Origin of the sequence: Streptomyces sp. NPDC002467 (assembly GCF_042889825.1) — a bacterium.
Lineage (GTDB): Bacteria > Actinomycetota > Actinomycetes > Streptomycetales > Streptomycetaceae > Streptomyces.
Map to the genome: position 1 here is coordinate 168,337 of NZ_JBIARJ010000007.1, position 26,431 is coordinate 194,767.

General features: G+C 70.6%; 21 protein-coding genes and 7 pseudogenes. 13 read left to right on the forward strand and 15 right to left on the reverse strand.

The features are described from left to right. Positions 1–119 precede the first annotated feature (119 nt). On the forward strand, positions 120–722 hold the full coding sequence (locus ACFYYJ_RS17015; protein ID WP_389133143.1) for a hypothetical protein: 603 nt from the start codon (positions 120–122) through the stop codon (positions 720–722). 637 nt (positions 723–1,359) lie between these two features. Next, positions 1,360–1,983, forward strand: a complete 624-nt coding sequence (locus ACFYYJ_RS17020) for a helicase associated domain-containing protein (protein WP_389133145.1) — start codon at positions 1,360–1,362, stop codon at positions 1,981–1,983. Positions 1,984–2,438: 455 nt separating this feature from the next. Here ACFYYJ_RS17020 and ACFYYJ_RS17025 read toward each other — a convergent pair whose 3' ends face one another. Next, positions 2,439–3,353, reverse strand: a complete 915-nt coding sequence (locus ACFYYJ_RS17025) for a phosphatidylinositol-specific phospholipase C (protein WP_389133147.1) — start codon at positions 3,351–3,353, stop codon at positions 2,439–2,441. 210 nt (positions 3,354–3,563) lie between these two features. Next, the gene (locus ACFYYJ_RS17030) at positions 3,564–3,761 is read right to left on the reverse strand and encodes a hypothetical protein (RefSeq protein ID WP_389133149.1); all 198 of its coding nucleotides are present in this window, start codon (positions 3,759–3,761) and stop codon (positions 3,564–3,566) included. A 177-nt stretch (positions 3,762–3,938) separates the two neighbouring features. Here ACFYYJ_RS17030 and ACFYYJ_RS17035 point away from each other — a divergent pair, with 177 nt between their 5' ends. Beyond that, positions 3,939–5,261, forward strand: a complete 1,323-nt coding sequence (locus ACFYYJ_RS17035; protein WP_389133152.1) for a LuxR C-terminal-related transcriptional regulator — start codon at positions 3,939–3,941, stop codon at positions 5,259–5,261. A gap of 193 nt (positions 5,262–5,454) precedes the next feature. Here the strand turns inward: ACFYYJ_RS17035 and ACFYYJ_RS17040 are convergent, their stop codons facing one another. After that, positions 5,455–5,721, reverse strand: coding sequence for a hypothetical protein (locus tag ACFYYJ_RS17040; RefSeq protein WP_389133155.1), 267 nt, complete (start codon positions 5,719–5,721; stop codon positions 5,455–5,457). 1,190 nt (positions 5,722–6,911) lie between these two features. On the opposite strand from ACFYYJ_RS17040, the gene ACFYYJ_RS17045 reads away from it, so the two are divergent. Next, a complete protein-coding gene (locus ACFYYJ_RS17045; RefSeq protein WP_389133158.1) occupies positions 6,912–7,451 on the forward strand; it encodes a hypothetical protein in 540 nt (179 codons plus the stop codon). Positions 7,452–7,839: 388 nt separating this feature from the next. Here ACFYYJ_RS17045 and ACFYYJ_RS17050 read toward each other — a convergent pair whose 3' ends face one another. From ACFYYJ_RS17050 to ACFYYJ_RS17070, 5 genes are all read right to left on the reverse strand, one after another. Then, complete coding sequence (locus tag ACFYYJ_RS17050; protein WP_389133160.1) at positions 7,840–8,721, reverse strand: MerR family transcriptional regulator; 882 nt, start codon at positions 8,719–8,721, stop codon at positions 7,840–7,842. Between the two features lie 81 nt (positions 8,722–8,802). Further along, complete coding sequence (locus ACFYYJ_RS17055; RefSeq protein WP_389133162.1) at positions 8,803–10,128, reverse strand: hypothetical protein; 1,326 nt, start codon at positions 10,126–10,128, stop codon at positions 8,803–8,805. A 269-nt stretch (positions 10,129–10,397) separates the two neighbouring features. After that, positions 10,398–10,790, reverse strand: coding sequence for a hypothetical protein (locus ACFYYJ_RS17060; protein WP_385366763.1), 393 nt, complete (start codon positions 10,788–10,790; stop codon positions 10,398–10,400). A gap of 225 nt (positions 10,791–11,015) precedes the next feature. Then, positions 11,016–11,678 (reverse strand): response regulator transcription factor, encoded by a 663-nt coding sequence (locus ACFYYJ_RS17065; protein ID WP_356749419.1) that lies wholly within the window; start codon positions 11,676–11,678, stop codon positions 11,016–11,018. After that, positions 11,653–12,825: a sensor histidine kinase gene (locus ACFYYJ_RS17070; RefSeq protein WP_389133165.1), complete on the reverse strand. Its 1,173-nt coding sequence runs from the start codon at positions 12,823–12,825 to the stop codon at positions 11,653–11,655. Before ACFYYJ_RS17070 ends, ACFYYJ_RS17065 begins: the two co-directional genes overlap by 26 nt. A 174-nt stretch (positions 12,826–12,999) precedes the next feature. Here ACFYYJ_RS17070 and ACFYYJ_RS17075 point away from each other — a divergent pair, with 174 nt between their 5' ends. Beyond that, the gene (locus ACFYYJ_RS17075) at positions 13,000–15,288 is read left to right on the forward strand and encodes an MMPL family transporter (protein ID WP_389133168.1); all 2,289 of its coding nucleotides are present in this window, start codon (positions 13,000–13,002) and stop codon (positions 15,286–15,288) included. Between the two features lie 59 nt (positions 15,289–15,347). Here the strand turns inward: ACFYYJ_RS17075 and ACFYYJ_RS17080 are convergent, their stop codons facing one another. Continuing rightward, the gene (locus tag ACFYYJ_RS17080; RefSeq protein ID WP_389133171.1) at positions 15,348–15,887 is read right to left on the reverse strand and encodes a hypothetical protein; all 540 of its coding nucleotides are present in this window, start codon (positions 15,885–15,887) and stop codon (positions 15,348–15,350) included. Between the two features lie 497 nt (positions 15,888–16,384). Here ACFYYJ_RS17080 and ACFYYJ_RS17085 point away from each other — a divergent pair. Next, positions 16,385–16,669: pseudogene (locus ACFYYJ_RS17085) on the forward strand (ATP-dependent helicase C-terminal domain-containing protein); the annotation flags it as partial. A gap of 33 nt (positions 16,670–16,702) precedes the next feature. On the opposite strand, the gene ACFYYJ_RS17090 reads toward ACFYYJ_RS17085, so the two are convergent. Both ACFYYJ_RS17090 and ACFYYJ_RS17095 read right to left on the reverse strand, forming a co-directional pair. Beyond that, on the reverse strand, positions 16,703–17,353 hold the full coding sequence (locus ACFYYJ_RS17090) for a hypothetical protein (RefSeq protein WP_389133174.1): 651 nt from the start codon (positions 17,351–17,353) through the stop codon (positions 16,703–16,705). Further along, complete coding sequence (locus ACFYYJ_RS17095; protein ID WP_389133178.1) at positions 17,332–18,003, reverse strand: DUF664 domain-containing protein; 672 nt, start codon at positions 18,001–18,003, stop codon at positions 17,332–17,334. Before ACFYYJ_RS17095 ends, ACFYYJ_RS17090 begins: the two co-directional genes overlap by 22 nt. A gap of 872 nt (positions 18,004–18,875) precedes the next feature. Between ACFYYJ_RS17095 and ACFYYJ_RS17100 the strand changes: the two genes are divergently transcribed. From ACFYYJ_RS17100 to ACFYYJ_RS17115, 4 genes and pseudogenes are all read left to right on the forward strand, one after another. Further along, positions 18,876–20,246: a hypothetical protein gene (locus tag ACFYYJ_RS17100; RefSeq protein WP_385120317.1), complete on the forward strand. Its 1,371-nt coding sequence runs from the start codon at positions 18,876–18,878 to the stop codon at positions 20,244–20,246. Positions 20,247–20,594: 348 nt separating this feature from the next. Beyond that, positions 20,595–21,050: pseudogene (locus tag ACFYYJ_RS17105) on the forward strand (aquaporin); the annotation flags it as partial. A gap of 348 nt (positions 21,051–21,398) precedes the next feature. Continuing rightward, positions 21,399–21,503, forward strand: a pseudogene (locus ACFYYJ_RS17110) (IS5/IS1182 family transposase); the annotation flags it as partial. Between the two features lie 130 nt (positions 21,504–21,633). Next, a complete protein-coding gene (locus ACFYYJ_RS17115) occupies positions 21,634–22,221 on the forward strand; it encodes a histidine phosphatase family protein (protein ID WP_389133181.1) in 588 nt (195 codons plus the stop codon). Here the strand turns inward: ACFYYJ_RS17115 and ACFYYJ_RS17120 are convergent. Then, positions 22,196–23,070, reverse strand: a pseudogene (locus tag ACFYYJ_RS17120) (IS5 family transposase). The gene ACFYYJ_RS17115 and the pseudogene ACFYYJ_RS17120 sit on opposite strands and share 26 nt — an antisense overlap. A 50-nt stretch (positions 23,071–23,120) precedes the next feature. Here ACFYYJ_RS17120 and ACFYYJ_RS17125 point away from each other — a divergent pair. Continuing rightward, positions 23,121–23,885, forward strand: coding sequence for a maleylpyruvate isomerase family mycothiol-dependent enzyme (locus tag ACFYYJ_RS17125; protein ID WP_389133184.1), 765 nt, complete (start codon positions 23,121–23,123; stop codon positions 23,883–23,885). An 18-nt stretch (positions 23,886–23,903) separates the two neighbouring features. On the opposite strand, the pseudogene ACFYYJ_RS17130 reads toward ACFYYJ_RS17125, so the two are convergent. Next, positions 23,904–24,029: pseudogene (locus ACFYYJ_RS17130) on the reverse strand (IS5/IS1182 family transposase); the annotation flags it as partial. 172 nt (positions 24,030–24,201) lie between these two features. Between ACFYYJ_RS17130 and ACFYYJ_RS17135 the strand changes: the two are divergent. Continuing rightward, positions 24,202–24,585, forward strand: coding sequence for a hypothetical protein (locus tag ACFYYJ_RS17135; protein ID WP_389133187.1), 384 nt, complete (start codon positions 24,202–24,204; stop codon positions 24,583–24,585). Between the two features lie 350 nt (positions 24,586–24,935). On the opposite strand, the pseudogene ACFYYJ_RS17140 reads toward ACFYYJ_RS17135, so the two are convergent. Beyond that, a pseudogene (locus tag ACFYYJ_RS17140) lies at positions 24,936–25,028 on the reverse strand (PucR family transcriptional regulator); the annotation flags it as partial. 66 nt (positions 25,029–25,094) lie between these two features. On the opposite strand from ACFYYJ_RS17140, the gene ACFYYJ_RS17145 reads away from it, so the two are divergent. Beyond that, on the forward strand, positions 25,095–25,580 hold the full coding sequence (locus ACFYYJ_RS17145) for a hypothetical protein (protein WP_389133190.1): 486 nt from the start codon (positions 25,095–25,097) through the stop codon (positions 25,578–25,580). Here the strand turns inward: ACFYYJ_RS17145 and ACFYYJ_RS17150 are convergent. Further along, positions 25,573–26,322: pseudogene (locus ACFYYJ_RS17150) on the reverse strand (transposase); the annotation flags it as partial. The gene ACFYYJ_RS17145 and the pseudogene ACFYYJ_RS17150 overlap by 8 nt on opposite strands. Between the last annotated feature and the right edge of the window lie 109 nt (positions 26,323–26,431).

The following is a 26,431-nucleotide window of genomic DNA, read 5'->3' on the forward strand; positions in this document are numbered from 1 at the left end:
ACGAAACCCTTGACCGTACGACAGAATCGCCACCTGCCGCGCGTCAGCCTGGCGGGCACCCGTTGGAGGCTCTTCGGCCCCCTCGGCTGCCTGTCGGTGGCGGATCTTAGGATCGGGCCATGAGCACCGCGTTGAGTCTGTACTTGCTGGACATCGAGCAAACCCGCCGGTGGGTGGGGTCGGGAGACAAGGGGTTCCTCCGGGCCGTCCGCGCCGAATACGCCGCCGAACTGGCCGAGGCAGACAGCTGGTTCGAGGACCAGATAGCCGCCGGCGCCCCCACTGCCTCCGAGGCGCTGGAGGCGGTGGTGAACGGAGGACCGTTCAGCGCGGAGGCCGGCCACGCCTTCCAGTACGGCTACGCGTACCGGCGGATCTGCGCCATGGGCGGCCCCTTCCTCGACAACGACTGCTTCTCGCCCTACCGGGGCGACTGGCTGTCGGTGGTGGACGAGGGCCTGCGCGCCGTGAACGTCACCGCCGTCTCCGTGGCGGACTTCCAGTACGGCGGCCTGCCCGCCGGCCTGCCGTACACGGACATCCCGGGCTGCGGCGAGTGGTCACCCGAGGACTGCGCGCGGGCGCTGGAGCAGTTCGAGGAAGGCGAACGCCTCGGGCTCGCCCCGGACAGGGAAGTGGCCGACGCGCTCGCCCAGGTGATCGGCTGGCTGCGCCGGGTGCCGCGCGGGTCCGGGTACGGGATCATCGGATTCCGTTCCTGAGGCCGTTACGCCGTCAGGAGCCCTTCGGTGGGGCGGCCGGGTACAACCGGACCGGGCACGAGTACGAGAACGGGTACGGATGTGGGCGGGGGTACCACGCGGTGACCTGACGCTCCACGAGTCAGCCCTCGCCCCGGCGCCGAGCCGGCCGGCGGGGGCTTCGTCCTTTCCGGGGTCAGCCGCACTACCTTGTATCCAGCATGACGGGACGTTCCCCGCGCAGACCACCCCATTCTTCCCCGACGGTTCACACGATCGTCAGCAGGTCAGAGGCCATCGCCGGACCAATCCCAGCGACGCTGATCGCGCGGCCGCGGCTCACACAGGGGGCCCGGCCCGTGGCGCGTGCCGGTGGGTGTGCCGGCCCCTGGAGCAACACCGCGCTCACCGTCCGGTTCTCCGGCCACCGCCTTCGCTGACCCCCAGGCAGACGCGGCTCCGAAGACATCGTCGAAGGAGTGGACCTCGTCCGTGGTGATCAGCATCCACGCGCCGCTGCGTGGGCGGCGGGTGTGGGTGGAGGGCACGTCGTCCCGAGGAGACATGGGAGGCCCAGCTCGCCGCACCCCGCTCCTCCCGGCGGGCCACCGAACACCTGGCACCCCGACAGGACGCCATGTGAGGCGAGGACGACGAAATGATGCCCATCGCCCACTACACGGCCAACCCCCACCGCAAGAGCGCGAAGAACGGCCCGGGCAAGGACCCGGACCGCGCCGCGGAACGCGCGGCGCAGCCGACCGCGATCGACGCAGACCGAGACTGCCCCTGGCCGCTGGACTGGCAGAGGCACTACCGCGTCTTGGCCGACCTGGCCGACGCCGACAGCGCCCTGCCCCACATCGCGCCGGGCGTCGTCTTCGACGGCGACGACATCGGTAAGTGGCTCCGGCAGCAGAAGCAGCCGGCCACCTGGGCCCGGCTGCTGCCGAAGCAGCAGGCACGGCTGACCGCGCTGGGCGTGCAGCCCGACCCGTCGTCCACTCCCGCCCCTGCGGCCAGTCGCGGGGCCGGACGGGGACCGGCAAGGCACAGCAGGCGTTCCAGCGCGGCCTGGAGGCCCTCACGCAGTGGGTGGAGCGGGAAGGCGCCCACCGCCACCGCCCGCGCCCCGCGCGCACGGCGAGATCACGGCCGAAGGCGAGGCGGAGCCGGTGACCGCGAAGCTCGGCGTGTGGGTCTCCAACAGCAAGAGCCTGCGCGACAACTCACCCAGGACCAGCTGGAGGCCTTGAGGAAGCTGGGAGTGGACTGGGCGTGACACGCCACCTCGCCCGTCGTTGAGCTGGAAGGTCAGCGAAGTGAAGGCCCCGGGACGTCGTAACCCCCGGGGCCTATCCAACAGCTGGTGTCGTCGGAGGGCGTTCCGGGATCTACGCGCCACCCGAGGCGGGCAGCGCCCACACGCGAGCCGCGCAGGGCCACATCCAAGCAAGATCGTGCTGACGGTGGACTCGTGATCGCCGAACTCCAGCAGGCCCCTAGAACGCTGCGGCCCTCCGGGGTTGGTCCCCCGCATGATGTGGGCGGCTGTGCGTGTGGGTTCACAACCTCGCCTCGGCCGACGGCCGCGGGGACAGCAGGTCCGGTCGGGTGAGAGCGGAACGGTACTGCATTGCTCAGCATCCATCCACTCCGCACACCCACCGGGAGAACCCCTTCAATGCCCCCTACGCCAGGCCGGCGCGCCCTGCCCTTGATCGCGCCCCGCGTCCCTTATACGAAGTTCTTGTCGATCAAGAGCTTCATGATGTCGGGGCGGTAGTTGGGGTAGTCCATGGGCACGATGCCGAAGCGGGCTCGCTGGGTCTTCCTGGGCTCCAGGTACGCGTAAACACTCGGGAAGATCTTCTGGGCCCCGACGGAAGGCTCGGGGATGGGTCCCTTGGCGGTGCTGGTGAAGTTGATGAACATCTGGGAAGTGGTGTGGTTGAACCACGCCGCGTCGAAGCATTCGACGATCGCCTTCCTCTTCTCGTCGTCCGAGACGTTGTACTTGTCCTGGACGATGCAGTGGCTGTCCCACTTGAGGACGGTCCAGTTGTGGTCGAAGTCGGTGAGGAGCACGATCTTGCCGCGAGCTTGACCCAGGGTGGGCCAATTGTCGCCGGTAAAGAAGCGCGGACGGAAATTCATCGACGGATCGTCCAAGTGCCAGTTGAAGCGGCGCCTGAACTCCTCTGCGCCGAGCGCCTGTCCCCCCGCGTTCTCGTTCTTGACCCGCATGATGATCACTTCCTTCGGGTTGTTCCGCAGGAAGTAGTCGCAGTCGTTGAGGACATCCGCGAACCGCTTTTTCATGAATATGTCGGCGTGATAGACGCCCATCTCGTTCGCGGAGCCCTGCAACCCGTTCAAACGGATGTCGAGAAAGCGGATGCCGTTGTTGAGCTGTGTCCCCAGGTCCCAGTCCTGGCATTTGGCAACAAAGATGCCACTGTTGGCGCAGGTATTGTGGGTTCCGGGGATCGTCAGCCCCGTGACGGGCAGGCTGTTGGAGAGTTGACCCATCCAGGACCAGGCGGACCAGCTTGCGGCAGTTGCCGTACTCGGGAGGCCGAGCGTGGTGGCAGCGGCCAGGCCACCGGCTCCGGCTGCCCACTTCAGGACGTCACGACGGGTAGGACTCATGCCTGTTCTCCAATGCAGTACAAGTACGCGCGGAAGAGCGCACTCTGACCTCCGATGCGGGCGCACGGGTTCCGCGATTCACGACTCCCAGAGCTGACCAGTCAACGAAGAATGGAATTCTTGCTTCCACCGAACCGGGCAGGACCGACGCCCACCCGACCGACGGCGGACAGGACCCGCCGCCGCCGTCTCCCGGTACTCAGGGGAGGCCTAGTACTCCCGGGCCGGGCAGGTGGCGTCGCCCCAGGCGGTGGTCACGATGCAGTCCTTGCCGGGGTCGAGCCACCCGGGAAGCTCCGCGTCGGCGCGGACCCGGTGCCCGGCCGGCCCGTCCCCAGCGGCGGAGGCGGAGGCGCCGCCCCACCCGATGCCCGCGGCCAGTACGAGGGCCACCAGTGCCCGGGTCATGTTTCCCCGCATGTGCGTCAACTCCCGCTGTAGCCCGGCGGCGGTCAGTCCGCCGGTGTCGTGCCCGGTCCGCCAGCCGCATGTCCCGGCTGTGATCACCACTGTGCCGACCCGGCGCCGCCCGCGGCAGCCCAAGGGGGCATCATCTGTGTGCCATGCACTTTTAGGAGGGGTTCCATGGCCGAATCACCGGTCGGCGGCGGGGCGATGGGCATACCCGAACTGGACAGCGCCGCGGTCCTGCTCTACCGCTGGACCGTCGTCCACGAACGCCTCACCCCCGCGGACCTGCCCCGGGCAGCGGCCGAGACCGGAATCGGCGAGCACGAGAGCCGGCAGGCGCTGGACTCCCTCCTCGACGTCTGCCTCCTCCAGGAACTCCCCACCGCGCCCGGGGATCCCAATGTGCGTTGGCAGCCGGTGAGCCCGCAGGCCGCCGCGGGCCAACTGCTGTCCGACCGTGACTCCGCCCTCCGCGCCCAGGAGGAGTCCTTGCGCACCCAGCGCCGGCAGATCCAGGAGCAGCACGACGGGCTCGCGGCCCTCATGCCCGTCTACCTCCAGGCTCGCCAGCACGCCTTCCCCCAGGGCACCATCGACCACCTGCCCGACAAGTTCGCCGTCCGCACGCTGCTCACCGACGTCATCGACTCCTGCCGCAGCGAGGTCCTGGTCTCCAAGCACGGCGGCTCCTTCCCCGTGGCCGCCCTGCGCGAGGCACTCCCGCGCGACCTGGCCCTCCTCGCCCGCGGCATCCGCATGCGCAGCCTCTACCAGCACGCCACCCGCTTCGACCAGCCCACCCGCACCCACGCCGAACACCTCGTCGCCGCCGGCGCCCAGATCCGCACCCTGCCCGAAGTCCTCCCCCAGATGATCATCGTGGACCGGGCCCTGGCCCTGCTCCCGGCCCGGTCCGGCGGCGCCCTGATCATCCGCGAACCCGACCTCCTCGCGTACCTCCTGGACGTCTTCGAACGGGACTGGGCCCAGGCCACGCCCTACGCCACGGGCCCCCAGGCCGCGCAGGGCGTCTCCCAGAGCATGAAGCAGACCATCCTCGTCATGCTCGCCAAGGGCCTGAAGGACGACGCCATCGCCCGCCGCCTCGGCATCTCGCTGCGCACCTGCCGGCGGCACGTCTCCGAACTCCTCGAGACCCTCGGCGCACACAGCCGTTTCGAAGCGGGCGTCATCGCCGAACGCCAGGGCCTCCTCACCCACCACCCGGCACCCCCGCCCGCACCCGTACCCCCGCCCGCAATCGAGGCCCCGGTGGCAGCCCCGCTGAACACCGCGGTGGACGTCGCCGACCCGGCCCCGGACACCGCCCGGTCCGGCCCGGCAGCCGAGTGCCCGGCCTGCGGCCAAGCCCTGCCGGCACGGCCCCCAGGGCAGGCCATCGGACGACCGGCCCGCTACTGCTCCCCCAAGTGCCGCTCCCGCGCGTACCGTGCGCGAAGGCCCCCCGGAGAGACGGCGAAACGGGCCGGCGCCTGACGGCCGTCACGAAACCCCCGCCCACGTGACGAAACTCCTGCCGGCGCGAGCGCGTCCTGCGTTCAGAGCTCACGGAGAAAGACGTACGCCGTTCATCGGGGCGGTGTGCGTCGGCCGGGGCCGGATGTCAGATGCGTGGTTGCTGTGTCGTAGGCCTGCCGGTCGCGTTCGACGTGGCCGCACTGGGCCGTGATCACGCACCCGTTGGCGTCGTAGTAGCCGACGTAGCCCGCGGCCGAGGTGAGGATGAACCGCGCGCGGTGATGGAGGGGCTGTTGCGCTGGGCGAACGACTCGAAGACCTTCGCCTGGTCGGGGACGGGGAGTTCGTGGGTGGTGAGGCGGGCGGTGGGTGAGCCGAGGTAGCGGGCCTTGTCGTCGGCGGACAGCCCGTTGACGATGCTGCTCTCGCAGGCGATCGCCAGGCCCCGCCCGTTGACCTCCAGGCCGCCGCTTTCCATGGTCAGCCAGGTCGTATCGGGCGGTGTGCGGAGGTATTTGTTGACGGTCTTGGCGACGTCCCGGTCGCCTTCGATGGGCTGGTCGATGACGCCGTTCTTCGTATTCTCCGGGTCCTTGGTCCAGCCCGACAGGGCCCGTCACGAAGACCGGGGCGGTGTCGCGGGTCCACAGGTCGTTGATGTGCTGCGTGACGAACGTGATGGGGTGGGTCTTGATCGGCGGCAGCGCGGACACGGGACGGTTCTTGCCGATGTGGATCCGCCCGGAACCGTAGATCTCGGTGTGGACGCGGTCCTTGGCCGAGGTCTGGGCGAGGACCGCCTCCAGGTTCGCGGCGGCCCCCGGCCCTGTCGGCTTCCGAATCGACCAGCATGAACACCGGCTCGAAGCGGGACAGGCTGGCCGCGACACGCATCAAATCCTGCCGGGCCGCCGCGCGGCTGTTGGACAGGTCGCTGCCGAACGCGTCGGAGGTGTCGTCGCCCGACGCGGAGACCGTCGCACCGTACGCCATCCACGTCGCGGCATGGGGAGCCGACCCGGCCCGGCATCCGGAGCCCTCCCCCACCCGCCGCGGCCGAGCCAGGAGCGGCCCCAGAGACGGGCACGCCCTTCCGCGCGGCCGGATCCGTACACCCCGCCAAGCCCACCACCGCCCCGCCGACGACCAGACCGGCACCCGCAACCAGGAACCTTCTCCGTCCGACCACGACAACCCCCTTCATCATTACCAACTGAATTTTCAATTAGGATGGCCGGGGCTGTACTCAACCGGTTACGCCCGCACAAGAGCCGGAACCAACCTTTCCCCACACGCCCGACACGACACAGTCACCGCCACCGCCACCGCCGCCGCCAATGCAGCGCAGGGCTCTGCGAGCCGGGGAACTCGAGGCACAACGCAAGGAGCCGCCGGCCGCAAGGCGAAGGGGCCGAGCAAGACGCAGCAGGCGTTCCAGCGCGGCTGATGGCGCTCGCGCAATGGGTGAAGCGGCAAGGCACCCACCGGCCGGTGCCGGCGGCCGACGCTTCCCAGCCTGCCGGACTCCGAGTGCTCGGCGACAGCAGCGATCAGAGCGGCGGGAAAGACTGCAGGGACCTTACGCCGGCCCGCACCCTCCGCCACGAGACGCACAACGGCCGGACCCTGCCACTGCACACGCCGCGTCTCCTTGGCTAGGGTGCCGGCATGGCCACCGATCGCCCCCGCGAACCTGTCCTGCTGGACCCCAAGGGCCCGGCGATCACGGCAATCGCCTGCACCGTGGGTGCGGTTCTGTTCCTGGGCGCGGCATGCGCTTTCGTCTATGTCACCATCCGCACCGTCGCCGATTTCGACAGGACCGACGGCGGGTGGGTGTGGGCCGGCGCGGGTCTCGCCCTGGCCGCAGCGTTCGTCGCCTACGGTGGAGTGTCGACCATCCTCTTCGCCCGCGCAGAACGGCGCGCCACACTCCAACTCGCCACTCACGGTGTCGACGCCACCGTCCTGGTCCTGTCAGTCTCCTCCGCACCGCCCAGCAACGACGACCACGACCAGATCCGGCTCCTGATGCGTGTCAACGGACCGGGCTTCGAACCGTTCGAGCACAGCGGTGAGGTCCTGAAGTACCTGTTCGGCAGCGCCACACAGGGGACGGTACTGCCGGCCCGGGTCAACGCCACCACACGCACGTTCACCATCGAGCCACCCCCCACACCCCCGGCCCCGCAAGCCGGAAACGCATAGCGGAAACAGTCGATGACGCGCACCTCCCCCAGCACTGCCGGCGGCGCCGTACCCGGCGCGATGAAGCCCGCCCACCGACGCCCCGGACTCCCCTGACGTCAGGGCGAAGCCCGCCTGCACCAGCCCGAGGTGGCCCGCCCGCCAGCCCGCCGCGAGCAGAGCACCCGCCGGCAGCAGGTCCTCGACGGCGATCCGGTCCCAGCCGGACAGCGCCCACCAGAGCGCCCGTCCCCGGCCCACCCATCCCCGACGCCTCGCCGTCCGCGTCCGGAGGCAGGGGCCTGGGCCGTCATCGGCCCCGCCCCACGGCCCCGGCCGGGGCCGGCTGCCGGCGGTGCGCGCACGGCAGGCGCGGGAAATGCGCACCCCGCAGCTTCCTCTCATCGCTTCAGACCTCCGCCGCCGTGCCGGCGCCACTCCCGGCGGAAACCGCGGTGAACCAGGGGTGGACCGTCGCGAGGGCTGCCGACGCGGGCCAGCCGTTGACCGTGGCCGGCAGCCGCCAGTAGCGCTCGGCGCCCGGGTCCGCGGTGGAGCGCAGCCGGGCCAGGAGCCAGCGGCGCAGACCACCCGCGTCGGCCCGCCGGAACGCGTCGGCGTAGAGGCCGCCCAGCGCCTCGGCCAGGGACACCCAGGTGGAGGAGGCCGGCAGGAGACCGACGGCTGCGGCTTCGCCGACGCGTTCGCGCATCGCCCGGTCGATGGAGTCCTGCACGGCAACGGCGTCTTCCCCGGCGAGCTCCTGCGCCTGGTCCCGTGCGACGCGGCGGATCACGGAACGGAAGTCCGCGTCCTGGCAGAGTCCGGCGAGCTCCACCCACGCCTCGACCTGCTCGGGCGCGGGATCGTCCGGGAGTTCGGGCATCGCGGACCGCATCAGCGCCACGAACTCCGGGTTGGTGTCGAGCCCCTCGAAGGCCTCGTCGATGAAGCCGGACAGCAGCCGGTGCCGTTCGGTCCGGGAGAGCGTGGCGAGTCGGTGCATCAGGTCCATCTCCATGGCGGTGGGTCCGCGTCTGGCGACTGCCCGGAGCACTGCCCGGCGCAGGCGGAGGGTCCGGATCTGCACGTCCAGTGCCCTGGCGTGCGCTTCCGTGACCTCCGGTATGGACGCCTCCCGGTCCAGTACCCTCCGCACGGTTGCCAGGTCCAGCCCGAGGTCACGCAGCGTGCGGACGAGGGCCAGGCGTGCGAGCGCGTCGGGGCCGTAGAGCCGGTACCCCGCCGGGCTCCGGTCGGTCGGCGGGACGCGCGAAGGCCCCGCCTGCAACCGCAGGCGGGGCCTTCGTCATGCCGTGTTCGCGGACCGGGCCCCGGCCGCGGGGGCTGCGGACCGGCGCGCGCGGGGCCGTCAGGGAGCGGCGACGTAGACGACCTGGCTCACGGCGTTCTCGAACTGCGGCGCGCCGGTGTAGGTCGCACGCCAGTAACCCGCCCCTGCCTGCGGGGCGGTGGTGGAGAAGGCGTAGCCCTCACCGTTCCACCTGGCGTCCGGCACGGTGGCAACGGTGGTCCAGCCGCCCTTGCCGGTGGCGGAGTACTGGATGTTCACCGGGATCGTGCCCGGCGTCGCGTGGCCTTCGAACACCATGCTGCCGCCGACCTCCACGGTCGCGGCATCGGAGCGGGTCGCGGTGAGGGACCGGAACGCGGCGGGCTGCACGACCATGATGTCGACGCTCGCCTGGGCGTCGGCCAGGAACAGGTCGTCGCTGTGCCAGCCGACCACGATCGAGGAGTTGCTCCAGAGCGGCTGGGTCGCCGGGAAGAACGCGTTGCCGCCGGCGTCCGTGGTGCGCTGGACGAAGTCGCCGAAGGAGTTGGAGCCCATCGTCTTGCCGGCCAGCGGCTGCCAGCCGGTGGGCGAGTTCCAGAGCAGGGTGGCGCTGGTCGAGTTCACCGTGCCCTTGAACGGGACCTTCCGCTCGCTCGGGGTCTCGACGATCTTGGTGGCGGTCTTCTTCACCGTGATCGGGAAGGTCTTCGAGGAGGACCGGTTGTAGAAGACGTGGTTCGGGTCGTACTGGAAGGCCGCCTCGATGCTGTTCTGGTACTGGTCGGTGACCGGGAGCGTGGCGGAGAAGCTGCCGTCCGCCGCGGTCGTCACCTCCGCGTACTCCATGTACGAGTTGACCGCCACGGTCAGCCCGCCCATCGGGGTGATGGCGCCGGAACCCGGCCACTGGCCCATCAGGTGACCGCTGATGGTGACGCTGCGGTGCTGGTAGTCGACCGTGGTGCGGTCGACCTTCGCGTCCTTCATGTTCGTCTGCACGGCGTAGGAGAAATAGCCCACGCCGACGGCGGAAAGCGTGTCGCCGCCCTCGTCGGAGGCCGACACGTCGATGCGGTAGTTGCCCAGGTCCGGCAGCTGGATGCGCCCGCGGTTCTTCCACGTACCGTTCTCGGCGGTGCCGGAGGTCAGATCGAAGTTCCCCACCGTGGCCACGGTCTGCTGGGTTTCCATCGAGTACAGGCTGACCTTGACGTTCTTGACGGCGCTCGGCGCGGACAAGGACAGGACGATCTTGCCGTTGTTGGTCCAGTCGTTGTGAGCTTCCAGGACCGTGATGCCGGTGACTCCGCCGTCCGCGTGCGCGGCCGTGGTGCCGCCCAGTACGAGACTCCCGGCGGCCAGCGCTGCGGCACAGGCCAGCAGGGCACGACGAGTTGCCATTGTTCCCCCCTTGGAAACCGCTGTGTCGCCGACCGGCGATCAGCAGACGGACGCTACCAGCACCCCCGACCCGTCCTCCAACGGGATATGCGGGACGTGGCGGGCCGCGGTCACGACTCCGGAGAGCTGCGGTCAAGACCCCGCAGGGCCGGTGCGGCGCCGGTGCGCGGGCGCTGGGAGGGCTGGGGCAGACGGGCTACCGCGTCGTTCCCCGGATCCGAACCGTGGGCTCCGTCGGGGGGGGGACTTTGTCCATGCGATGAGTTGGATCAGTGCTTGCGCCTTGTGCAGAAGGCGATCAGTGGTGAGAGGAGGCCGGTTGTGAACAGGCTTCCGATCGTGATCATGAGGACGCCGATGACGAAGAGTCCGCTTCCGTCGTCGGACCAGTCGTAGTAGGCGGCGATACCGAGTCCGGCGGGGACGCCGAGGATCGCAGCCGCTTCGTAGTCGTGGGAAGCCGCCCAGCACACGGCGACCAGCAACGTCATCGCGAGTCCGACCACCTGCCACACCTGGTAGGGACCGGTCACCGAGCCGTCGGGCTGCACGTCTCGGATCTGGTCCCAGCCCAGCCAGGCAGCCCATCCCGCCATCGCCATGGCAGCCACTATCGCGATCGCCAACGGCTGGGGCAGGGACTTCGAGAGTTCTCTACGCATGGCCTCAGTGTCCGGACCTGTCCGAACACCCGCCAGAGCGCACGTACTCAGCCGCACGTGAGTAGTGCAGGCCCGCGGTATTGACCGGCCCGGTCGAAAGATCATCAACTTCCGGGGGGCCCACCTCCGGCCGCACCCACAATCCCCCGCCCAGGGCGCGTATCGAGTGGTGATCATCGGGTGGCCCTGGTGAGGTCTTTGATCCAGATCATCGAGGTACCCGGCTCAGGTTCCGGGGAGGATACGGCGCGTTTCGTAGGCCCACATCGCGATCTCGACCCGGTTGCGGGCGCCGAGTTTGGCCATCAGGCTGGCCAGATGCGTCTTCACCGTGCTGAGGCTGATGTGCAGCGCGTCGGCGATCTCGGTGTTGGTCAGCCCGCGAGCGACGGCGAGGAGCACCTGCTCCTCGCGGGCGGTGACGGGAGAGACCGGCTGGGCCGCGGGCCGGCCGGCGGGCAGGTCCGCGAACGCCTGGAGCAGACGGACGGTGACGCTGGGCGCTATGAGCGCCTCACCATCGGACGCCGACCGTACGGCCTGCGCCAGAAGGTCCGGTCCCGTGTCCTTGAGGAGGAATCCACGGGCGCCGGCACGCAGTGAGCCGTAGACGTACTCGTCGAGGTCGAACGTGGTGATGACGACCACGACCAGCGGGTCGGCGACCCCCGGGCCGGCGACCAGCCTGGTGGCCTCAAGCCCGTCGAGCACGGGCATGCGGATGTCGAACAGGCAGACATCGGGGCGCAGTTCGCGGGCCAGACGTACCGCTTCCCGACCGTCGGCGGCCTCGCCGACCACCTCGATGCCGGGCTGGGCGTTCAACATGATCCGCAACCCGGTGCGGATGATCGTCTGGTCGTCAGCGACGAGGACCCGAATGGACAACGCTCTCGCTCCTCGCTCTCGGCAGTTCGGCGTCGACATGCCAGCCCCGGTCGGTACCCGGGCCGGCTCGTAGTGTGCCGCCGAGCAACGTCGCGCGCTCGCGCAATCCGGTAAGTCCGTATCCGTCGCGACCCCGGCCGGTGCGCCTGCCGTTGTCGCGCACGCTCACCCGAACCGTGTGCCGTTCCGCGGCGACCCGGACGACGAGTTCGGTCGCCTCGACCGCATGGCGCAGCGCGTTGGTCACCGACTCCTGCACGATCCGGTAGACGGCCGCGTCCACGGCCGGGGGCAGCGCGTCCAATTCGCCGTCGAGCCCCAGGTCGACCCTGAGGCGACCACCCGGGGTGCGCACCAGGCGCTCCAGATCCGCGACTCCGGCAGGGGGCGCCAGCTCGGCGCCGACCCCGCGGTCGCGCAGCGCGGCGACCATGGCGCGCATTTCCTCCAGCGTGCGCGCCCCTTCCTCCTCGACCCCCTCCAGCGCCTCGACGGCAGCGGACGGGTCGGTGCCCGCGAGCACCCGGCCCGCTTGGGCGATGATCACCATGGCCGACACGTGGTGGGCCACCGTGTCGTGCAGTTCCCGGGCGAGCTGCTCGCGCTCCCGGGAGCGCACCTGCTCCAACTGCCGCTCGTGAGCGGTCACCCGGAACCGCACGGCAGCCCCGACCACGCCAGGCAGCAGCAGGAAGACCAAGCCCACGACCTTTTCGACGACCGGGGTCCCGTCCGTGACGACACACAGCGCGCCGACCGCGAGGATCACCACGCCGCCCAGCACGATCTCGCGTCCCGATCCCCACCGGGCCAGCGCGTACACCAGCACGAGCACGACCGCGCCGGTGTACAGGCCGACGGGCTCGCGCGGTGCGGCGACGAGCGAGGCCACCGGAAGCAGGGCCACCGAGCCGAACGCCAGCGTCACCATCGCCAGCGGGCGGGTCCGGCGCCACAGGGGCAGCAGGCACAGCCATACGGCGAACACCACCGCCACCGGCCGCCACACGACGTTCTCGCGCAGGGTGGCCTCCAGCGCCACACCGGCGAGGCCCGCGGCGAGCAGCGCCCAGTCCCGCCGCACCCGGGCGGGCGCGCCGGGCGGCCGGGGTTCGGTCCACAGGGTTCGCAGGTCTTCTCGCAGCACGTACTCAGCCTAGGGACCGTGCCGTGCCGCGCATCGGCCGAAAGGACGGGTCGTCACTCCGACTTGGGGCCGACGGATCCGCGGCCCGCGGGCCGATGCCGGGGAGCGCCGTGGCGGCGAACCTCGGCATCGGCGGCCGTACAAGGACGGCCGACGAGGTGGTTGGAGGACCCGATGCTCTCGAAAGCCCTGTTGCGCCTGGGCGCAAGCGCCGCCCGTCATCCCTGGCGGGTGATCGCGGCATGGCTGGTCGCCGCCACGCTCGCGGTCCTCGCCGCCGTCGCCTTCGGCGGGCGGACCGCGGACTCGATGACCGCTCCGGGACTGGACTCCCAGCGGGCCGCGGAATTGATCGAGCGGGCGGGCACCGGGCAGGAGGGGATGACCGCCCAAGTGGTCGTCACCCCCCGCGACGGCGGTGCGACGTTCTTGGACGACGACGGCGCGCGCACCGCTCTCGCCCGGCTGCGGACCGAGGTGGGGCGGCTGCCGCACGTGCTCGGCACGAGCGATCCGGCGGGGGCACTCGCCGCGGGCGGGGAGACCGCCGTGCGCGGCGGCCTCGTCTCGGCCGACGGGCGGATCGCGGTCGTCCGGGTGCAGTACCCCGACCAGAGCCGGCTGTCGGCCGAGGACCTCGACGCCCTCGTCGCACTCGGTGACCGGCTGCGCGCCGAACTGCCCCTGCGCGTCGAGATGGGCGGGAGCCTCTTCTACGCCTTCTCCGACCCCGACGGCGGCGTGAGCGAGTTGATCGGCCTCCTCGCCGCGGCCGCGATCCTGTTCCTGGCGTTCGGTTCGCTCGTCGCCGCCGCGCTGCCGATCGGCATGGCGGTCTTCGGGCTGACCGTCGGGGTCGCCACGATGACGGTACTGGCGGGGGTGACGGACGTCCCCACCTTCGCACCGGTCCTCGGCAGCATGGTCGGGCTCGGAGTGGGCATCGACTACGCGCTGTTCGTGCTCGCCAGGCATCGGGAGTACCTCGCGCGCGGGCTCGATCCGCACGAGGCGGCCGGACGAGCGGTGGCCACGGCGGGGCGGCCCGTGGTCTTCGCCGGTGGCACCGTCGTCGTGTCGATCCTCGGCATGGCGGTCGCGAACGTGCCGTTCATGACGGTGGGCGGGCTAGCCGTCTCGATCGTCGTCCTGACCATGGTGCTCGCGTCGGTGACGCTGCTGCCGGCCTTCCTCGGCGCGGCCGGCCCGCGCCTGGCCCGGGCCGGCGGGATCGCCCGGGCTCTTCGGGCGGGGCGGTTCGGCCGATTCGGCCGGCGGCGGGACGCGGAGGCGGGCGCCGTCCCCGCCGCCGGGTGGCGGCGCTGGATCGGGCACGTCAGCCGGCACCCGGTGCCGTACGCGGTCGGTGCGGCGGGACTGCTGCTGACGGCGACGCTGCCGGTGCTCGGCCTGCGCGTCGGCCTGCCCGACGACGGCTCGCTGCCCCACAGCCGTACCGAGCGCCGGGCCTACGACCTCGTCGCCGAGGGGTTCGGCCCGGGCACCAATGGTCCCCTCGTCATCGCCGCCGACCCCGCCGGTGATCCGGGAGCGCTGGACCGTCTCGTCGGGGCGGTCGCGGCGGATCCGGGCATCGCGTCCGTCGCGCCGACACACGTCGACCAGGACACCGGCATCGCGACCCTCGTGGTGTTCCCGACCACCGGCCCTCAGGACAAGGCCACGGCCGACACCATCGCCCGGCTGCGCACCGACGTGCTGCCCACGGCGATCGGGGACGGCCCGGCCAGGGCCCACGTCGGCGGCGCCGCCGCGAGCCTGTCCGATGTGGGCCGACGCACCAGCCAACGCCTGCCGGCGTTCGTCGCCGCCGTGCTGGCGATGTCGTTCCTGCTGCTGATGCTGGTCTTCCGCTCGGTACTCGTACCGCTCAAGGCGGTACTGCTGAACCTGCTGAGCATCGGCGCGGCCTACGGCATCATGGTCGCGGTCTTCCAGTGGGGCTGGGGAGGCGTACTCATCGGGCTGGAAGCGACGGTTCCGATCGTGTCGTTCATACCGATGTTCCTCTTCGCCATCCTGTTCGGCCTGTCCATGGACTACGAGGTGTTCCTCCTGTCGCGCGTGCGTGAGGAATACGTGCGCACCGGCGACAACGCCACGGCGATCGTGGAGGGCGTAGCGGGTACCGCCAGGATCATCACCTCGGCCGCCCTCATCATGGTGGCGGTCTTCCTGTCCTTCGCCGTCGCCGAGGACCCCTCCGCCAAGATGTTCGGGCTCGGCCTGGCCACCGCGATCTTCATCGACGCCACGGTCGTACGCATGGTGCTGGTACCGGCGACCATGACGCTCCTCGGCCGGACCAACTGGTGGCTGCCGAAGTGGCTGGACCGGATGCTTCCTCGCGGCCCGGTCGGCACCGACGACACCGTCGACACCAACGACACCGACGCGGAATCCACGGGTGGGGCCCCGCGTCCACGGCTGGTTGACCAATGACTCGACTCCTGCCCGCCCGTGGCGTCCGGCACTTCAGCGCGTCACCCGCTTCAGCCGCCTCAGATTCGCTTTTGGATCAGACGGCATCGCGGACCAAGGTGATCGGAGAGCCCGAGGAGGAAGGCGTCGGCGAGCGGCGGCCAGTTGTTGAAGTGCACCGCGACGCTGGCGACGTGGATGGCCCACTGGCCGGTCCAGTCGCCCAGTAGGGCGGAAGTAGCGCAGTTTTCGCAGGTCGCAATTGGTTCCGTCTGGTCAAGCCAGTGCTGGACGAGCGTGATGTGCGCGTCTTCGGCGAGTTGCGTGGTGCAGTTCGGGCAGGTCGGCGGGGTGTAGTTGCCGCCAGGGTCGTGGACTTGGCGTTGGTCGAGGATGTCGATGCCATCGCCGACGGGGCCGTTGCTGTCGTGGGTGTCGCGGACAGCCGCCGGGGCGGCGGGACCGGGGACGTACCGACTTGGCCGCCAGAGCGGATCAGGTCGGTCATTGGGGCGGATGATCCGCTGGTCGAGAAGCCAGGTGGTAGCGGCCGCCGCCCGCGCGGGAGCTTCCTCGACCGAGGCGGTCAGCTCCGCGATGATGATCGCACTGTCGCTCATGGCCGCGAGCGTAGCGTCGGGATTCCCCGATCGGCCGTCCTGCCGGACCGCAATCGCCGAGCCATTTGTGCGAGTTCGCCGTCAGCGCCGGCGATGCCAAGCCGGAGTCCATCGACCTCTCCGAGCCGGCCCTCGCACTCGGCCTCCGCTATGCGGGCGTACAGGTTGCCGCGGATCTCCACCAAACGGTCGCACGCACCTTGGCTGGACCTGTGGATGCCCGTGGGGGTACGGAAACCGAAGGGTCTTCAGTGGGAACCCGGAGGTTCGTCGCCGTGCTGCGAGGGGGTGGACCCGTGGGTTCGTGGCGAAGCCACGGCATCGGCTTCGGTTGACCGTTCCATGAGTTGCCGTGCGGAGGGCGCGTAACGAATCGCGGTCTTCTCGTCGATGAAAGAGATCGGAGCCTCACGACCCGAGCGAGGGCGTTGACGGACCGACACCACCGATCATGATCGTTCTCACCTATACCGACTGTCCGGCTGGTCCCCATGGCCGGGCTCGCGGTCCGGGTCGACTACAGCGGCGAGCGGCCCGTACTCGCGGTGCAGCTGCAGGAGTTGTTCGGCTGGTCTGCCGCCTTCGCGCCGGCGGACGGGCGGGCCCCGCCGACCGTCCATCTGCTCTCCCCGGCTGGGCACCCGGCCGCCGTCACCGGCGACCTCGCGTCGTTCTGGCGCGAGGGCTACCGCGCCGTGCGGGCCGAGCTCTGCGGCCGCTACCCCCGCCACCCGTGGCCGGAGGACCCGGCTGCGGCCGAGCCGACCCGGCGTCTCAATACGCCCAACCGGGGAGCGCCCACGGGCAGCCCAGGTTCAGCCGCCACCCGAGCCGACCGAGGCCGAACCTCCGGAAGTCCAGCCGGAGTTGCGCTGCGGCCTATCGCGCGTGCTGCGCTCTGTGCGCAGCACCACCACGACCCCAGCAGGGCCGAGCAGGGCCTTCAGCGCGGCGGCGAGCCGCTGCGGGTCGCCGTCGAACGGGAGCTCGAGCCGCTCCTCGACGCCCCGCAGGACGAGTTCCAACGCGAGCGTGGAGACGGCCGGCTTGTAGTCCCCCTGGTACGGCTCCACCACCTTGTGAGTCAGCCGCACCTCGCGCAGGGTCTTGACGGGCAGCCAGTCGTCCGGCCCGACGGCCCGGACCAACCGCAGAGACGCGGGCACCCCGACCGGCGCGAACTCCACCCGCAGGATGTCCCGGGCTCGGGAAGAGGCCACCGCCAGCCAGCCGATCAGGTACTCCAGCCCGACGATCACCCCGACCACCACGAACACGGTCGACGCCCGCGCCCCGGCCAGCGCCATCGCGAAGGCGACGATCAGGGTCAGCGCACCCAGAGCGAGCGGAGCGAACAGCGCAGGCCCCGCCGAGGCCAGCACGTTCCACGTCAACCCGGCCGGGCCGACGCGCAGGACCAGATCCGTCGAGTCGGGGCCTTGTCTCAGCAAGGGATCGGTGGCCATGCCTCCAGCGTAGGACCGGTCCGCAAGAGCGCCTCGACCATATCCGGCCGATGGGGCGCGACTTCCGACGGCCGTAGCCCACAGCCGGCGGGCTCGGCGGGCTCCCAGGGCTCGAACCACGGGTCGGGCCACTGCTCGGCGGCGGCCATCAGCGGGTAGAGGGTGGCGCCGTCCAGGCTCTCGTGGAAGATGTCGGCGTGGCCGCCGTGGCGTGCGGTCTCCTCGATCAGGTGCAGCAGCACCCACCGCGCCGACCGCCCCTCGACGTCGGCGGGGAACCACGGCACACCCCGGGGGACGGGAACGCCCTGGCCGAGGTCGGCGATGTCGGCGACGGCCTCGTCGGTCTCCCCGGTCGCCGGCCCGAAGTCGGCCGGCAGCCCGGCCAGGGTCTCGCCGGGCGCAGGCCGGAACTCGTCGTCGTCCGATTCGTCGGCCGCCCGCTGCAGGGCGCCGGAGCGCCACAAGGCGAAGGCCGTCCAGCCACGCTCGCAGCGCGCGGCGTGCTTGATCAGTTCGGCGATGCTCAGCTTCCTGGCGGAGGGAGTACCCGGCCCTGCTCCTCGGTCAGGCCGTACGTGGGAATGCGCAGCGACTGCCGCCACCTTCAGCGCCGCCACATCCCGGACCGTCGTGCTGTGCCCTCGCATCCGTTCCTCCACGGGCCGACCTACTCGACGACACGCGATGAAACCAGGTCCACCACCACATGCGCAGTCACCGCGACCGGCCAGCCGGGAGCCACAACCCCCTTGTCCTGAATATGAGTTGACCTCGAAGGGAGCCCAAGCCAGTTCGGTCGACGGGACGTGTTCGTGGATGCAGCGGGTACCGAATGAACGGCCGCAGGTGCCGATGGGGCTTGCGCCGTTCGAAGTGCCCCAGGAACTCGGTCCACTCTTCGTCGGTCGGGACACCGTATACATCGGTTGGCCGCATGGCTCGGCGACGAGTCACCCTCAATCGACGGCGAGCGCCCGGGTGCCACTCCAACACCGTGGCCACCGCGATATCGCGATCGACGGACCCCGGCACCGGGACCACACCGCCTCAACCATGCCGCCGGCACCGACAGCCCGGACCCGGAGCGGCGTCCCGGACGCCGGGGCGGAGCGCGCCGCCCGTGCTGCCGGCGGCGGTGCCATGCAGGCCGGCCCGCCAGGCCAAGGCCAGGTGCTGCCGGCCCCGGATGACCTGGTGGAGCGGTCGGCCACCTGCTCTCCCCCGCCGGCGGACCTGGTCCTGGAGGCGCTGCCGGAGGCGCACGAGGGCGCGAGGCCCGATGGGCCAGTGCCCCTTGGCGCCGTGCGCGCGCCCGGTGTGGCTGCCACCCGGACCCGCATCCGTGCACATACCGTCCGTTTTCGGCAGGGCCGCGCAAGCCATCGGTCGTGCGACGCCGAAGCCGGCGCAGGGACCGGACGTACCCGGGCGGCCCAAACCGCCACCGGGTCGCGGCACCACTCGGCCGACGGCGGTCCCTGCAGTGACTCATCCGACTGACAAGGCAAGGCGGCAGTACATGGCTATGCGCAGTGGCGAACCGAGGGTCGACGTCAGTACCGATGCGTGGACGGGCGCGGAGGGCGCCGAGAACTCGAAGGGCGGTGCACCGGATCCGCTCCGGCAGGGAGTGCTGTTCACGCCTGCACTGCGGGGGGACACGGCCCGCAAGGTGAACAAGCCGAATGCGGTGTGGCAGCTCACCGGCGCGTTCGAGTATGAGGGGGAGGTGGCCACCGGCACCGCCGCCGTCCACTACGGTCTCGACGCCGACGGCACGCCCCACAAGGGCCTGGTCAATCCGATGATCTTCGCGGACGGGTTCAACTACGGCGAGAGCGAACTCGGCGATCTCTACGCCCACCTTGACTCGCCCTACAACGCCGACGGCAAGCGGCTGCTCAGTCAGCTGCTCGCCGCGGGCGTGGACGTCATCCTTCTGGGCTTCAAGGAGCGCCACACCCACATCCAGGCCAACGCCGCCGTCGCGGTCAGCGCCATCCGCAGGGCCATCGCCGACCGGCAGGAGGGCGGCGCCCCTCTGATCGTGGGCGGCGTCAGCATGGGCGGACTCATCACCCGGTACGCGCTGGCCTGGATGGAGAACGAGGGCGAGGATCACGAGAGCCGCATCTACCTGTCCTACGACTCCCCGCACAACGGTGCCTGGATCCCGGTCGCACTGCAGCAGCTGGCGTACTTCTTCGAGTCCGTCCCGGACCCCTCCGGCAAGCCGAAGCAGGCCGAGCTGATCAGGAGCGCCGCCGCCCAGCAGCTCCTGTGGGCCTGGGTGCCGAACGCCAAGGACTCCGGCGCCGTCGCGACCTGGAGCGAGAAGCGTGTCCGGTTCCTCCAGGACCTGAAGGACATCGGGTGGTTCCCGTCCAAGCCGGGACTGCGCAGGATCGGCGTCGCCAACGGCACCGGTGACGGCACCCAGGGCCCGCTGCTGCCCGACGAGCTGGTCTTCGACTGGACGGTCCCGGGAATCGCCCGCGCGGTACTGCGCACCCAGCCGGACTTCGGCCGGCTCCAGGAAGTCGTACGGATGTCGGCCCTGATCCTCGGATACCGGACGAGCCGGACCAGCGAGATCCCCCCGCTCGACGGCGCGCCCGGTGGCACTCTTGCCTCCTACGGCATGCTCGCCGACGCGCTCGGCGCCACGATCGACGAGCGCCACCGCTCCGGCTGCTTCGTGCCCTCGGTCAGCGCCGTCGCCCTCAAGTACGACCCCGTCACGTGGGACGTCGACCTCACCACCCGCCTCAACGACCTCCCCCCCGGCCACAGTGAGCTGGACGCCTTCCACTGCGACGACACCAATTCCGAGCACAGCCTGGTGACCGAGAGCCTGGCCGAATGGATCCTCGCCGAACTCATCGGCTGACCGCACCGGCCGCCACCGACACGGGTGGAGCCGCGCCGAGTACGACACCGGGCTGTCCGACCCGGCGGAGCTCCTGATCCCTCCCTGCCGGCCCGACAAGGACCGAGCCACCGTCACGGGCCCCCGCGCACGCAGCGCGGGGGCCCTTCGCGTCTCTCAAGGTGTCGGTGACCTGCACTTGTCCCAGGAGGAGGAGTGCTGCGATGTCGATGACGCGGGGATCGTGCCGGGAGCGTGGGGTTCGGTTGCGGGGATCGCGGGGCTCTCGACCAGGTTGGGAGCGTGCCCGTACCGCTGCCGCGGCGGGCCTCAGTGGAGGGGCTGGGGACGGCCGCTCTGGTCGCGGTGGTGGTCGGCTCCGGCATCCAAGCCACCGAACTGACCCGCCACGTCGGAATCCGGCTGCCGGCCAACTCCCTCGCCACCGTGTCCGGCCTCGGCCTCGGCGTACTGATCGCCCTGCTCGGAGGAGTGTCCGGGGCGCACTTCAACCCTGCGGTCACCCTGGCCGCCTGTTTCACCGGCCGGCGCACCGGCGACGGCCCCGCCCCGCGCGACGTCGCCGCGTGCGTGCCCGCGCAGGTCGCCGGGGCGATCGGCGGCGCGATCGGCGGCGCGGTGCCGGCCGACGCGATGTTCGGCAAGCCAATGGTCGCCTTCTCCGCCCACGAGCGGTGGGACGGGCGCCTGTGGCTGGGCGAGGTCGTGGCCACCGCCGGGCTGGTCTGGCTCGTCTTCGGCCTGGCCCGCGCCGGCCGGGCGAACCTCGCGCTGCTGCTCGTCACCTCCTACATCGGAGCGGCGTACTCGTTGACCTCCTCCACCCGCTTCACCAACCCGGCCGTCACGATCGGCCCGGCGTTCACCGACATCTTCGCCGGCATCGCCCCCCGCCTCCGTACTGCCCTTCCTCGCCGCCCAGCTGATCGGCGCCGCCGCCGGTCTCGGCCTGGTCGCCGTCCACTTCGGCCGCCCGGCCGCCGCGCGCGGGGACGAGGTCGTCGTCCCCCGCACCGGGCAGCAGCCCGCCACTCCCGCCTGTTCCTCCGTAGAAAGCGCCCTGGCCTGATGATCCCCTCCCCCGTCCCCTGCGTGCTGGTCGTCTGCGCGCACAACGCCGGCCGCTCTCAGATGGTTGCCGCCTTCCTCACCCACCTCGGCCTTACCGCGACTCTCGTCAGGTTCCGCACGCTCATCCGACGCTCGACGAGCCGCTACCACCGGGACGGCCGCCCCACCACCCGACGCCTCAAGTGAACCCTCTGCCGGTCGGCCTTAGAGGTCATCACATTTGGTGAGTCGGCAGCGGATGGTGAGGGGCAGGTGCCGGTGGCGAAGGCGAGGAAACCGTCTCGGCATGCCACAAGATCAGATAGCGTGCGCGGCTATGGGTGAACTGATAGTGATCCGGCACGGTCAGACCGAGTGGAGCCTGTCGGGACAGCACGCGGGCCGGACCGACGTTCCGCTGACCGACGTGGGCGAAGCTGCGGCCAGGGCTCTTGCTCCGAGGCTGGCCCGCCGCCGTCTGGTCGCCGTGCTCAGCAGCCCGCTGAGCCGCGCCATGCGGACGGCCGAGCTGGCCGGCCTGACCGGCGTCAGGCCCGATCCCGACCTGCTGGAGTGGGACTACGGCGGCTACGAAGGCCTGACCGCCGAGCAGATCCGCGAGTCGAGGCCGGATTGGGACCTGTGGCGCGACGGCGTCGTTCCCGGCGACGCCGACCACCCAGGTGAGCACCTCACGCAGGTGGCCGCGCGCACGGACGCGGTGTTGGACCGCATCCGTCCGCTGTTGAACGACGGCGACGTCGCCGTCGTCGCGCACGGCCACCTGGCCCGCGTGCTCACCGTGCGGTGGCTCGGCCTGGACGCGTCCGCAAGCCGACTGCTCGGCCACCCACATCCCGGCACTCTCAGTTTCCTGGCCGCTGAGGGCGGGCAGCCCTTCATCTCCGCCTGGAACGTCCCGTAGCTGGAACCCGCAGAGTCACTTCTGACACGAGGCGCCGGAAGCAGATCAGCACCGCGGCCATGCCGGCAAAGGCGAGGAAGTGCTCGGCCTTACGTTCGTAGCGGCGGTGAAGTCTGCGGCAGCCGGCGAGCCGGGCCACCGTGCGCTCGACTGTGCAGCGGTGACGCGCCCCAGCCGTTGGGAGGATTCGACTCCCCTTCGCGCGATGCGAGCGGTGATACGGCGGGCGCGGAGCCACCGTCGCAGGTGGTCGTAGTCGTGCCCTTGTCGGCATGGAGCTTGGCGGGCCGCCGTCGGCGCGGCCCTCGGCGCGAGCGGATCGGCGGAATCCCACGCACGAGCGGGTCCAGACCCCGACTGTCGTGAGTGTTGGCGCCCGATACGCCGATCGACAGGGCAGACCGGTGCGCTCCGTGATCAAGTGGATCTTCGAGCCCGACTTGCCCCGATCCACGGGATTCGGACCCGTCAACTCCCCCCTTTCATCGCCCCCATGTTCACCGAGTCGATCGCGCACCGCGACCAGTCCAGAGCCCCTCGGGCACCGAGTTCGTCGAGGACCAGCCGGTGCAGCTTCGCCCACACCCGGGCCTTGCTCCACTCCGAGAAGCGCCGATGCGCGGTGGGACCGGAAGGGCCGAAGCACGGCGGCAACTGCCGCCTCGTGCAGCCGGACGTCGCCACGAACACGATGGCGACCAAGACCTCCCGATCCCCATAGCGCGGCCGTCCGCAACCCTGCGGGCGCGTCGGCGCCTCCGGCACCACACGCTGGAACAACTCCCACAGCCCATCAGGAACCAGCCGCTCACGATCGTCACGAACGCAGACTACTGATCCAAATGAGATGACCTCTTAATCGAGTGCGAGGGTCCCGGCCCGGGTGATACAAGGTCCGCGTGACTGATCATCTCTACTTCCCCACCCTGCTGCGGATGATTGACGAGCGTTCCGCCGCGTTCCGCGCCGCCGTCGCCGCGGCCCCGAGCCTCGACGCCGACGTCCCGTCCTGCCCGGGCTGGACGCTGTACGACCTGGCGAACCACCTCAGTGAGGGGGACCGCTTCTGGGCCCACATCGTGCTGAACACCGCGCCGGGCGACGAACGGCCGAGCAAGGACGGGCTGGTGGCGCCCAGGGAGCGCGAGGAGCTCATAGCCTGGCTGGCCGACTCGACGCAGCAGCTGCTCACTGCTCTGCGCGAGGCCGGCCCGGACCGGGGCTGCTGGGCCTGGTGGGAGCCGCTGGCCTCGCCGCACACGGTGGCCGCCGTGGCCCGCCGCCGCGTCCCGGAATCGCTGATCCACACCTACGACGCCCAGCTGGCCTCCGGTGCCCCGCAGGAGCTGCCGACGACCGAGGCGGCAGACGCCATCGAGGAGTTCCTCGCCACCGTCTGCACCGGCACGGTCCCGTGGCCGGGCGAGCCCGCCACCATGGACTACCACGCTGCCGAGGCAGGCTCCTGGCGCCAGACGGTGGACGCCGCCGGTTCCCGCTTCACCCGCCTCACCTCGGCGGAGGCCGCCGAGAGCAAGCCCACCGCCGCCATCTACGGCACGGCGAGCGAGATGGCCCTGCTCATGTACATGCGCATCCCGGCCGGATCGGTGCGGATCGAGGGCGACGCCGACCTGCTCCAGCAGCTGCAGGACTGGGGCTGAGGCCGACCGGCAGATGGATCACTCGAGGCTTCGGGTGGTGGGGCGGCCGTTCCAGCGGTAGCGGCTCGTCGAGCGTCGGATGAGCGTGCGGAGCCTGACGAGAGTGGCGGCGAGGTAGAGATGGAAGTCCACGACGCGTAGCCGGAGCAGTGGACCAGCGCGAGGACGATGTACGCGAACACGGTCCGGTCTGGCCGTCGCCGGTGGCGACCCAGCGGATGGTGCTCGGCGTATCCCTTCCGCATGGCCGCAGAGCCCCACAGGGGTTCCGATACTGCTACGACAGAACTTCCGACGTGGGCCGAGGCTGATCTTCTTGAGCGAATACAACATCTACGCCGGCCTCCGGGAGCCGCAGGCCCCCGGAGGCACCCTCGCGGAGACCCTGTGGGCTGACCTGGAAGCGGCCTTCGGCATCGGGTTCTCCGGTGACGCCGGTGGGCAGTCCCCCTCCTTCACCTGGGGAGACAACGAGCGCTGGCTGAGCGTCTGGGTCGCGGTGCCGCCGGACCTGGATGAGCCGTACCACTCCCACCCGGCCCGGGTCACTGCGAATCAGCCGGACTCGGACGCCTGGGCCCACCGGGTCTTCGACACCCTGAACGCAACGGGCCGGTACTCGCTCTTCATGATCGAGGACGACTGGAAGCTCGTCCGGAGCAACTCGGAGGTCGCCCGCACCCAGTGGGAAGACCCCTGATCCCCCGACCCGTGCCCGAACAACCGGTGCCCCTGTGTGATGCGAATCGCGCAGGGGCACCGGCCTTTCCGCGTCCTGCTCGACGGCCCGACGGACGCCGCCCACCGCACCTCGGATGCCTTCGGAGTCGCGGAGCCACACCTCTCCCAGAGGATCCGCGCCCGCCAAGAAAGTGGCCGGCGCACCAGTACTGGCGGGAACGTGTGAGGATCCTGCCGTGGCCCGTGGCTGGTGTGATCACGGCGTTGGAGCCGTCCTGGATCGTCACCGGAGCAGACCCTGCCGAGCCGGTGCACCGCCACACCCCGCAGACGGCGGTGATCGGCGCGCGCCTGCTCGGCCGGCCGGAACCGCTCCAGCCTGTAGGTCAGCGCCCGCGCGCTCAGCGACAGCCGGCGCGCGGCCTCGGTCGCCAAGCCACAGTCGAAGTACGCGGGGCGGGTGCCCCTGTCCCTTTGGTCAAGGGAAACGGGGCTGCGTTGGATCGGTGAGCCGGGCAGCATGGCGGTGTGGCTGATCTTTTGTGGGATGACGTCCGCTGTTTCTTCGACCCGGACCTGATGGGGTCGCTGCCGGACGTGCGCGTCCCGGATTGTTCTGTGGAGGACTGGCAAGCGGTACTCGATCTCGTCGAGGCCAGGGGCTGGACGTGCCAGTACTCCGAAGGGGAGACGGTGCTGCCGGTGCCCCGGGCGGAGACGGTGCTGTCCCGCCCGGCGGACGCTGAGTGCCCAGACCTGCGGGTCTGGCCGACTCCCGACGTGCTGGCGATCTTCCGTTTCAAAGACGACGAGGTCATCGACTTCGACGTCGACCTGCGGGAGTTGCAAGGCCAGGAACGACTCGATGTGTTCTGCGGTTTCCTCCGGAAGATCGGGCGACGCTTGGGCAAGCCGGTCCTGATGGATCCGGAGGGCGACCACGGCCATCCAGTGCTCGGCTTCGACGCCGGGGCCGATCGGGTCGTTCTTCTGGCTGAGCCGCTGGTCATGTGATCGCAGCCGCACGTCGAGCCTCGTAGAAGGCGCCGTTGCGCAGCATCGCGACGAGGACACCGGCCCGTCGTCTGGCGAGGCAGAGCAGAGCCTGCGCGGGGTGTTTGCCCTGACTGACTCTTCTTGTCGTAGTAGGCCCGCGATGCCGGGTCGCCCAGGGCCGCGAACGCGGAGGGGAAGAAAGCCCTCTTGAGCTGCTTGTTTCCCCTGCGGGAGGGCTGTTCGCCGCGGATCGAGGACCCGGAACTGCGGGTCGCCGGGGCGAGACCCGCGCAGGCGGCGAGGTGGCCGGCGGTGGGAAGGTACTGCCGTCTCCGACCTCGATCAGGATCCGTGCGCCAGTCCTGACTCCGATGCCCGGCATCGAGGTCAGGACCATCGAAAGAGGGTGGGCCTCCAGGAGTTCCTCGATCCGCCCGGCCAGGATTTTGCGCTGGTCAAGGACTGCGGCGAGCGATCCGGCCAAGCTCGGGACGATCAGAGCGGCCGCGTCGGTGCCGGGCACGACCACGGTCTGCTCGTCCAGTGCTGCGAAGATGTCCTCGACCAGCCGCTCGACCAGCCGCTCGACCATCCTCGCGGCCATCCTCGCGGCCTTCGGCCTCAACAGCGTGACCAGGCGGCGCCTGCCGGCCTTGCGGATCTGGGCCGGGGATCCGAACCGCTCCAGCAGGGCCAGGACCGCCGGGTGCTGCAATCGTGGCCCCAGTACCCGTTCCGGCGACGGGTGGATCTGGGTCAGCTCGCGGAGCCACGAAGAAGGTAACGGGGGGGCGGAGCCGTCCGGAGTCTGCGGCTGCGAGGCTCTCGGCGACTTGACCGGAGGATAGTTAGCCGCCATATTAATTCTC

Bases quoted from the DNA above. Each gene is read 5' to 3' on its own strand.
- ACFYYJ_RS17015 (WP_389133143.1), top strand. From the start codon at position 120: ATGAGCACCGCGTTGAGTCTGTACTTGCTGGACATCGAGCAAACCCGC.
- ACFYYJ_RS17020 (WP_389133145.1), top strand. From the start codon at position 1,360: ATGATGCCCATCGCCCACTACACGGCCAACCCCCACCGCAAGAGCGCG.
- ACFYYJ_RS17025 (WP_389133147.1), bottom strand. From the start codon at position 3,353: ATGAGTCCTACCCGTCGTGACGTCCTGAAGTGGGCAGCCGGAGCCGGT.
- ACFYYJ_RS17030 (WP_389133149.1), bottom strand. From the start codon at position 3,761: ATGACCCGGGCACTGGTGGCCCTCGTACTGGCCGCGGGCATCGGGTGG.
- ACFYYJ_RS17035 (WP_389133152.1), top strand. From the start codon at position 3,939: ATGGCCGAATCACCGGTCGGCGGCGGGGCGATGGGCATACCCGAACTG.
- ACFYYJ_RS17040 (WP_389133155.1), bottom strand. From the start codon at position 5,721: ATGGAAAGCGGCGGCCTGGAGGTCAACGGGCGGGGCCTGGCGATCGCC.
- ACFYYJ_RS17045 (WP_389133158.1), top strand. From the start codon at position 6,912: ATGGCCACCGATCGCCCCCGCGAACCTGTCCTGCTGGACCCCAAGGGC.
- ACFYYJ_RS17055 (WP_389133162.1), bottom strand. From the start codon at position 10,128: ATGGCAACTCGTCGTGCCCTGCTGGCCTGTGCCGCAGCGCTGGCCGCC.
- ACFYYJ_RS17060 (WP_385366763.1), bottom strand. From the start codon at position 10,790: ATGCGTAGAGAACTCTCGAAGTCCCTGCCCCAGCCGTTGGCGATCGCG.
- ACFYYJ_RS17075 (WP_389133168.1), top strand. From the start codon at position 13,000: ATGCTCTCGAAAGCCCTGTTGCGCCTGGGCGCAAGCGCCGCCCGTCAT.
- ACFYYJ_RS17080 (WP_389133171.1), bottom strand. From the start codon at position 15,887: ATGAGCGACAGTGCGATCATCATCGCGGAGCTGACCGCCTCGGTCGAG.
- ACFYYJ_RS17090 (WP_389133174.1), bottom strand. From the start codon at position 17,353: ATGGCCACCGATCCCTTGCTGAGACAAGGCCCCGACTCGACGGATCTG.
- ACFYYJ_RS17095 (WP_389133178.1), bottom strand. From the start codon at position 18,003: ATGCGAGGGCACAGCACGACGGTCCGGGATGTGGCGGCGCTGAAGGTG.
- ACFYYJ_RS17100 (WP_385120317.1), top strand. From the start codon at position 18,876: ATGGCTATGCGCAGTGGCGAACCGAGGGTCGACGTCAGTACCGATGCG.
- ACFYYJ_RS17115 (WP_389133181.1), top strand. From the start codon at position 21,634: ATGGGTGAACTGATAGTGATCCGGCACGGTCAGACCGAGTGGAGCCTG.